Annotated in this window: 4 protein-coding genes and 1 tRNA gene; 2 read left to right on the top strand and 3 right to left on the bottom strand. The window is 54.2% G+C overall.

Features of this window, described 5'->3' with window-relative positions:
* Positions 1 to 334: 334 nt before the first annotated feature.
* Positions 335 to 422: transfer RNA gene (locus LAP85_29470), tRNA-Pro, on the bottom strand.
* Positions 423 to 536: 114 nt separating this feature from the next.
* Positions 537 to 962 (bottom strand): hypothetical protein, encoded by a 426-nt coding sequence (locus tag LAP85_29465; GenBank protein MBZ5500541.1) that lies wholly within the window; start codon positions 960 to 962, stop codon positions 537 to 539.
* A gap of 79 nt (positions 963 to 1,041) precedes the next feature.
* Between LAP85_29465 and LAP85_29460 the strand changes: the two genes are divergently transcribed.
* Entirely contained in the window at positions 1,042 to 1,191 is a 150-nt protein-coding gene (locus tag LAP85_29460) for a hypothetical protein (protein MBZ5500540.1), read from the top strand.
* Between the two features lie 561 nt (positions 1,192 to 1,752).
* Positions 1,753 to 2,583, top strand: coding sequence for a DNA adenine methylase (locus LAP85_29455; GenBank protein ID MBZ5500539.1), 831 nt, complete (start codon positions 1,753 to 1,755; stop codon positions 2,581 to 2,583).
* Between the two features lie 26 nt (positions 2,584 to 2,609).
* Here LAP85_29455 and LAP85_29450 read toward each other — a convergent pair whose 3' ends face one another.
* Positions 2,610 to 4,898, bottom strand: a complete 2,289-nt coding sequence (locus LAP85_29450; protein MBZ5500538.1) for a DGQHR domain-containing protein — start codon at positions 4,896 to 4,898, stop codon at positions 2,610 to 2,612.
* Between the last annotated feature and the right edge of the window lie 405 nt (positions 4,899 to 5,303).

Raw genomic sequence — 5,303 nt, 5'->3', positions numbered from 1 at the left:
CCAATCACGCAAGCTCGGCGGCAGCAGCAGGAGCTGCTCCGGACAGTAGGAACGATATGTTTTTGCCATGGAACATAAGGTAAATTTCTCGAGCCCGCCGATCAATAGAAATCAGACAATTCTCGGACGGACTCCTAGGAAAGACTGGGGGAGACGCTTCAGACACACCTTGCCCATTATAGCCACGTAAACAAACCAATCGGCACAGAGACAAAAATTTTTGAAATAAAACCGGCCCCCGCGAAGCTACATGGGCTTGCGTGGGTTCGGAGAGCCCCCTTCACAGACTCGGGCGGTTGACAGCCGCACCGCAGACGCCATAGAATATATGAAGTGCCGGTGGTGGGGATCGAACCCACACGGCGACAATCGTCGCCAGCAGATTCCAGATCTGCAGCGTATGCCAATTTCGCCACACCGGCATAACTAGGCCGTATGCCCCGGGCTCCAGAAGGAGGCCGCCAAACCATCAATCTGGAGCCAGGGGTTACGTTCCGCCGCCTACGGCAAGCCTACGGAACGTTTTGCTCTTCTCATCAGGCGTTACCTCCTTCCGACAATGGCAGAGAGTACTTCTTGCCCTTTTTCGCAAGAGTACCGCGTTTACACAACCGCCACGACTCAGATGTCACGAGAGTCTTGATGCTGGTTTTGCCGGATGCACGGAATCCTGAACGCTCGATCTCAATTGTCAGTGCCGCTATATCGAGCCCACTTGGATATTTCTTGAGCGCCGCTATGATACTATCCCGCAGCCCCATGGGAGCTTCCGCGACGTTCCTTCTTGCGCTGTCGGTCTTAGGCGGCATGGTCGCCGTGCGCTGAGATTGAAATAGTTCCAACTCGTCAGCAGGACTTAGAATCGCCTTGAGTGCCTGAATCTTGGCTTCCAATTTAACCCGCTGCGCTGTCAGGAAGCTCAGTTCAGCCTGTAGGGCTTCGCAAATCTCTTGGGTCAGCATTGCACCCCTCCATTTTATTGCTGGATGGTATCAGAGGTTTTCCAGGCCTGTCAATAACTAATAACCGAAAAAAATTGCATTGAGCGATGGCGAATGCAATGAAAACAATGAAAACAATGAAAACAAGAAAAACAATCAATGCAATGAAGACAATGAAGACAATGAAGACAATGAAGACAATGAAGACAATGAAGACAATGAAGACAATGAAGACAATGAAGACAGGTAGACGATCAATGCAATTTAGGCAATGACTGCGATGAAGACATCAAAGCGATTTTGTGCTGGTTGGCAATAAACAGGGTTGTTCGACGCAATAATGGCATGGCATAGATTTCACTGCCATCCACAAGTCATCTCGCCCCTCCGAGAGATTTTCTAGCGACCAGAGATTTCCTGAAATAAATGGGCCCTTCGCGAAACTACATGAGTGCACGGACCGTTGCCGCTCCGTTGGAGCCGAGGGGCAGGATGCTGAGCACTTCAGACGAGACGGGTGCCTTCCCACCGCTTCTCTTGCCACCACCAGCTCGCGTTCACGAGGAGTGAGGGACCGCCATCGAAAATTGCTGCTTGACATGTGGCCAAGGCCTACGGTATCCACAGGGCCGTTGGCTGACACGGCACCGCACAGCCGGGAGCTGTCCGGGATCTAGGCGCTGGGGGCGGGGCCAGTGGGTGGTGCCGCGGCAGGGCTCGGTTCCGCTGGTCTCGAAAAGCGAATTCCTTTCGCCTCCAGTTGCCTGGTCTCCAAGTGCGGCCCTAACAATAGACCAAGGGGAATGCCGGTATGGCAATGGCCGAGGCGCAAAGGAAGCCTGTGAAGCCCTTTCTGAAGTGGCCCGGCGGGAAACGCTGGCTCACGCGTTATGTCGCGTCGGCGCTCGGCTGCCGCGGATACCGCAGATACTTCGAGCCATTCCTTGGCGGCGGTGCCGTTTTTTTCGCCTTACAGCCCGAGGTTGCGACGTTGTCCGACATCAACGCCGACCTCATTAGTACATACATCCAAGTTAGGTGCAGACCCCAGGAGCTAATCCGAAGGCTCAAGGAACTGTCCGTGGATCAGGCCACATACAATCATCTTCGCGAGACGGAACCAAGGAATCGGGTGGACCGGGCTGTCCGGTTTCTGTATCTGAATCGGACCTCGTTCGGAGGGATTTATCGCCTCAATCAGAAGGGCAGGTTTAACGTGCCTTTTGGAGGTGGACAGCGGACTCCGGCGCCACTTTGGGAAGATGGCCTTCTTGTCGACGCATCGCGTTCGCTCAGAAGCGCAGAGATTTGCGTGGGGGACTTTGAGGACGGCCTTGCGGGGGCCCGCGGTGGAGATCTGGTGTATTGTGATCCCACCTATACAGTCGCTCACAACAACAATGGTTTCGTTAGATATAACGAACGCAATTTCTCATGGGATGACCAGAGGCGACTTGCGGCCCTGTGCCGACGCCTCGTGAAGCGAGGCGCGACAGTGATCGTCAGCAACGCAGCTAATGATGAGGTTCTCGATCTGTACCGCTGTCCGGAGGTCCTCTCTGTGAGCAGGAGCAGTACGGTGTGCCCGAGGTCCGAGAAACGTGGGCTCGCAAAAGAGGTGCTGTTGGTGTTTAGGAGTTAGGGAACTGAAGTAGGCAGTTCTGGGGGTTATTCCGCCTCGCTCTCCGGGCTAGTATCTCCGCCTTTCAGTTTGTTCGTTAGAGCCTCATCATAATCGCGCAGCTGGGCCAGTTGCTCGAAGGTAATCGTCTGTTGCTTGGCTGGATGCATCACGACGTTGCGCAACTCGTTCACTTTTTGCATCCATTCGGTCTTGAGGTGCTTATTGCCGGACTTGCCGAAGGCTAGGGTGTCCTTGAAGAGGTCCCAATTGCTTTCGGCAATAGTACGGAACTGGATCAGAGTGAGGTAATGCTCCTTCTTTCCTTTCCCTTGTGCTTCCTCAAGCTGCTCCGTTGCCCTCTTGCGTATCGGCTCTGGCACTCCCTCGTACCACCACCTGTCTTCATCCACCCCGTAGGCCTGCTTCAGGGTATCGATCATGAATTGCTGGAGTCTTGGCTCGAGGGACTGAATCAGCTCGTAAGCCTGCTTGTTCGTCTGAGCCTCCTGGAGTTTGAGTGCCTCGAGCAAGCCATGCGGCTCAAAGTCCGGGAACTTGTCGTGGAGCGTCTTTTCGCACTTGCGCCGGGTGGCCGTCAGCCCCTGATTGCCTCGAGCGCCTGACCGAAATTGTCCGCGCTGCTCTGCTGAATATCCGGCGAAGTGCTCGCCAAGTGCCATCCCAAACGGTTCGAGTTTTTCGAGCAGCTCTCTCGTCGAGAGCTGTATGAGCTTGAGGTGCTTCTTGTCCGACAAATGTTGGAATACCGCGCGCAGGAGGCCCATGCAGACACTGACCCCATCGTTCATTGAAAGGCCGCCGCTGTCAGCCGCCCCCGCGTCCCACCAGTCCGGAACCGCGTTCCGAATGAACCCGAACCAACCGTTGATTACTTGAATCGTGCGCTTGAGGGTACCGTCGTTTTCTCCTGTCCACAAGGGGCCGTATTCCACGCCCCTTTTTACAATAAACATCCCCGGCTGGTTGAGGTTACGAAACAAGTTTTCTAGGGTTATGCAGCGGACATCGGTTCGAGTCTCGTCGGCGAGGAGGACGCGCCCATAGAACGGGGATTCGTCGTCGGCATCGAGTGCTTGAACGGCCTTGGATGCAATTGCGGTCACTCGCTTCTCCTCGTCTTCCGCATCCCAGTTCAATTCGGCGTAAAGCTCTTGTAGGAGGCTTCTCTTGACACTTTTTTGCTCGTGATTAATGTCTATGAACAACTGCGCTTGTTTACTGGGGGGCAGCCCCTCAAAGGCCAGTATGCTGAGGTGGCTGGTCTTCGCCCTTTCAAGGCCAGAGTATGCAAAGAGCCTGTGCTGTCCATCGATGATCCAGGCACATCGATAAGAGGGTTTGAGGATTAGAGTGCCAGGTCTCGCGACCTCCTTTCTCCCGACGTTCTGCGCGGGCTCGAACTGCACGGTTCCCTTCCCTTCAAGGCTTATAACGATGTTTGTTGGGAAGATGCCGTTCGCATTGATGTACTCCTTTATTCTCTTAAGACGGCTCTTCTTGATCATGCGTTGGTAGGCGTTTACGTCTGTTGCCTTGCCCTTGGCCCGGTGGGAGACGTAGGCTATCTTAAGCAGGTACTCTGGCGCAATCGGAAACGTGTAGCAGGTATACTTTCCCAGTCTACTCTGGAGGGCTGGGATTCTCTTCTCTAGACCGTAGATCTGTTTTCCAGAGAGCAAGTCGGCAAAGAGCTGGTATTTTGCGGCTGGGCCGAGGTGTGACGCCACGTGCTCGTAGTAGTCAAGGTCCTTCTCGTTTAGCAGGACAACCTTTTCCTTGTTTGCCCTCTCGGGGTCGTTCTCACCCAGGATCAGGTCGGAGGTAAACATGACGAGGATTGGAACTCTCTTGTACTCTAGGGGAAACTGACGGGAGACCGCGCGAATAAACCTTTCTCGGATTAGAGCATGCTTCGCAAGGTCTTTCTGAAACTCCGCGTATTTTCGTGGGATCTCCGCGGATTTACACTCGATGGCCAGTGCCACTTCGGGATCCAGCCCCACCACATCAATCTGGTTATATGTGCCGCTCTCGCTCTTTTCGTCCAGTTCGAGCTGCGCGCCCCCATCTCCTGAGAGGTGGGTAAAACCGAGTCTGTAGAGAAGGCACCAGACGCGATCTTCCAGGGAGACACTCTTGGCCTTTGGTCGCGACAGCCGCAGGGCTGACTTGCCTTGCCGGTGCACCTGCCATCCCTCTTCCGGCGGCAGCTCAGAAGAACTGCTCGCGGGAACGCTCTTGAATTCTAATGGATTCATCCTCCTGCGGGCGAGGGATCGAAGATCATCGACGAGAGATATGTTCTTTAGCATCGGTCACATCCCATTCATGAGGGACATTGCCACTTTGGCCACCTTGATGGATAAGAAAAACCAACTGCGATTTTGTCGTATTCCCTGGTACGGATCCTGCTTCTGATATGGGGATCTTATGTCAGCTTCGCTCGTCTGCTGCAACTGCCGAGATCCTAGAGTCGATTAAAGATGCGATTTTACACCCGAATGATGTTGCCGGATCTGAAATCTTCACGTACGTCCCTTGCCAAGACCAGCGGGTCAGCCCTGCTCACAAATGAGTAATGCATATTCCGACCCATCGTGGACACCCATTCCAATCGATCGTGGACAGTCATTCCGATTGATCGTGGACAGCGATTCCGACGCGATCGTGGACACTTTTTCCCGATGATTGGAATCGGTGTCCACGATCGTGGAATC

It is taken from the genome of Terriglobia bacterium (assembly GCA_020072565.1).
In the GTDB taxonomy this organism is placed as follows: Bacteria; Acidobacteriota; UBA6911; order UBA6911; family UBA6911; genus JAFNAG01.
Note: the sequence above shows the minus strand (reverse complement) of the source record. Positions and strands in the feature narration are given on the sequence as shown.